This is a genomic window from Duganella margarita (assembly GCF_009857535.1).
Lineage (GTDB): Bacteria > Pseudomonadota > Gammaproteobacteria > Burkholderiales > Burkholderiaceae_D > Rugamonas > Rugamonas margarita.
Genome location: NZ_WWCS01000055.1, coordinates 1 through 2,694, shown reverse-complemented (window position 1 = coordinate 2,694; position 2,694 = coordinate 1). Strand labels below are relative to the sequence as shown.

3 protein-coding genes are annotated in these 2,694 nt (G+C 70.7%); 1 reads left to right on the top strand and 2 read right to left on the bottom strand.

The genetic code is table 11. The features are described from left to right. A partial coding sequence (locus tag GTP55_RS29075; RefSeq protein ID WP_161048245.1) for an HAD-IC family P-type ATPase occupies positions 1-1,128 on the top strand: 1,128 nt, incomplete at its 5' end. Here the strand turns inward: GTP55_RS29075 and GTP55_RS29070 are convergent. Further along, on the bottom strand, positions 1,125-2,267 hold the full coding sequence (locus GTP55_RS29070) for an ABC transporter permease (RefSeq protein ID WP_161048246.1): 1,143 nt from the start codon (positions 2,265-2,267) through the stop codon (positions 1,125-1,127). The two genes, GTP55_RS29075 and GTP55_RS29070, sit on opposite strands and share 4 nt — an antisense overlap. After that, positions 2,264-2,694 (bottom strand): TolC family protein (locus GTP55_RS29065; protein ID WP_161048244.1); only part of this gene is annotated, 431 nt, incomplete at its 5' end. The genes GTP55_RS29070 and GTP55_RS29065, both read right to left, overlap by 4 nt.

Genomic DNA, 2,694 nt, shown 5'->3' with positions numbered 1-2,694 from the left:
CGCGCGGTGCCGCCGGCCCAGCAGGACGCCGGCGCCGGCGACGAGACCGCGCTGGTGTTTGCCGGCCTGGTGAGCTTCCTTGATCCGCCCAAGCCGAGCGCGGCGCCGGCGCTGGCGGCGCTGGCGCGCGACGGCGTCGCGCTCAAGACCGTCACCGGCGACCACGAACTGGTGGCGCGCCACCTGTATGCCCGGCTCGGGGTGCCGGTCACCGGCGTGCTCAGCGGCGACGAGGTGGCGCGGCTGGACGACCTCGCGCTCGGCGCCGCCGCCGAACGCGTCAACCTGTTCTGCCGCATCACCCCGGTGCAGAAGCACCGCATCCTGGTCGCGCTGCGGCGGCGCGGCCATGTGGTGGGCTACCTCGGCGACGGCATCAACGACGCGCCGGCGCTGCATGCGGCCGACGTCGCCATCTCGGTCGACGGCGCGGTCGACGTGGCGCGCGCGGCGGCCGACCTGATCCTGCTCGAGCACGACCTCGGCGTGCTGCACGCCGGCGTGCGCGAGGGCCGGCGCACCTTCGGCAACATCATGAAATACATCCTGATGGGGACCAGCTCGAATTTCGGCAACATGTTCAGCATGGCCGGCGCGGCGCTGCTGCTGCCGTTCCTGCCGATGCTGCCGGTGCAGATCCTGCTCAACAACCTGCTGTACGACCTGTCCGAACTGGCGATTCCGCTGGACCACGTGGACGCCGCCGACCTGCGCCGGCCGCGCCCGTGGGACCTGGCGCTGGTGCGCGACTTCATGCTGGTCATGGGGCCGGTGAGTTCGGTGTTCGACTTCCTCACCTTCTATCTGCTGCTGGCGGTGTTCGACGCCGGCCAGGCGCTGTTTCACACCGGCTGGTTCATCGAGTCGCTGGCCTCGCAGGTGCTGGTGATCTTCCTGCTGCGCACGCGCGGCAATCCGCTGCGCAGCCGCCCGCACCCGGCGCTGGCGCTCGGCGCGCTGGCGGTGCTGGCGGCCGCCGTGGCCCTGCCGTTTTCGGCGCCAGGCGCGGCGCTGGGCTTCGTGGCGCCGCCGGCCGGCTTGCTGGCGCTGCTGGCGGCGCTGCTGGCGGCGTACCTGCTGGCCGTGGAGGCCGTCAAACGCTGGTTCTTCCGGCGCCACCCCGGCTAGCCGCGGAAGATGTCGAACGGTTCGATGCGCAGCACCTTGCGGATGCCGATGTAGCTGGAGATGGCGGCGATCACCAGCACCATGCCGAACGCCAGCGCCAGGTTGCCGAAGGTGAGTTGCGCCGCGTAGTCCGGCAGGCGCCACTTGGCGGCGGCGATCAGCAGCGTGCACAGCCCCAGCCCCAGGCCGTAGCCGGTCAGCGCCGTAAACACAGCCTGGAACAGGATCATGCCGACCAGCTCGTGTCCCTTGGCGCCGATTGCCTTGAGCGCGCCGAATTTTTCCAGGTTCTCCAGGATGAAGCTGTAAAACGTCTGGCCCGAGATCGACAGGCCGACGATGAAGCTGATCACCGTCATCAGCAGGATGTTGGTGCCGACGCCGGTCTGGTACTTGTAGAAGTCGCTGATGCGCTGGATGAACTGGCGCTTGCTCAGCGCCAGGTAGCCCAGCTGCCGGACCTGCTGCTGGATCGCCGCCAGCGCGGCCGGCGACTGCGGCGCCACCAGGATGTAGGAAATGGTGGAGCGGCTGGATGGAATGTACTGGCGCGCGCGGCTATAGGTGGTGTACAGCGTCGGCACGCCGAACAGGCCGCCGGCCGCCACGCGGGCGATGCCGGCCACGACCGCGCGGCGGTCGTTGATCTGGAATTCGCTGCCGACCACCGGATGGCCCAGCTTGCCGAATTCGGCGTCGCGCACCACCACGAAGGCGTCGTCGGCATACAGGTCGGCGATGCTGCCCTGCTCCAGCTGCGGCCGGCCGAACAGGCTGGTGTCGTCGAGCCCGATGACGCTGACGGCCTGGTAGGCGCCGTCGCCCAGCTTGACCAGCGCGCCGCCGGCATACAGCGGCACCGCGTAGCGCACGCCCGGCAAGCTGCGCACCGCGCCCAGCAGGTAGTCCGGCAGCGGAATGGTGTTGGCCACGGTGTTGACCGCCGGGTCCATGATCCACACCTCGGCGCCGATGTTGGACACGGTGGCCGAGGCCCGGCTCAGGATGCCGGCAAAGATCGACGTCATCTGCACCATCAGGAACACCGCGAAGGTCAGCCCGACCAGCAGCGCCGAGAACTTGCCGCTGTCGTTGACCAGCAGCTTGTAGGCCAGCCGCAGGATGCCGCCGCGCTTCATGGCGGCTGGGCCGGCGGCGGCCGGTTCCACCAGCCGCCGCCCAGCGCCACCAGCAGCGCCGCGCTGTCCTGGTAGCGCACGGCGGCGGCGGCCAGCGCGTTGACGCGGCTCTGGTACAGCTGGTTGTCGGCGCTGATCACCTCCAGGTAGCTGGCCAGCCCGGCGCGGTAATTGGCCTCCACCAGCGTCAGCGCCTGCTCGGCCGCCTGCAGCGCCTGGCGCTGCGCCTGCAGCGCGTCGGCGTCGTGCTGCAGCGCGCTCAGTACGTCGGCCACCTGGGCGAACGCGTCCAGCACGGTCTGGCGGTAGGCGGCCAGCGCCTGCTGGTAGCCTTCGACGGCGGCGCGGCGCCGGTGCCAGCCGGCGCCGCCCTCGAACAGCGGCCAGGCCGCTTGCGGGCCGACGCTCCAGAAGCGGCCGGCGGCGG

Bases quoted from the DNA above. Each gene is read 5' to 3' on its own strand.
- GTP55_RS29070 (WP_161048246.1), bottom strand. From the start codon at position 2,267: ATGAAGCGCGGCGGCATCCTGCGGCTGGCCTACAAGCTGCTGGTCAAC.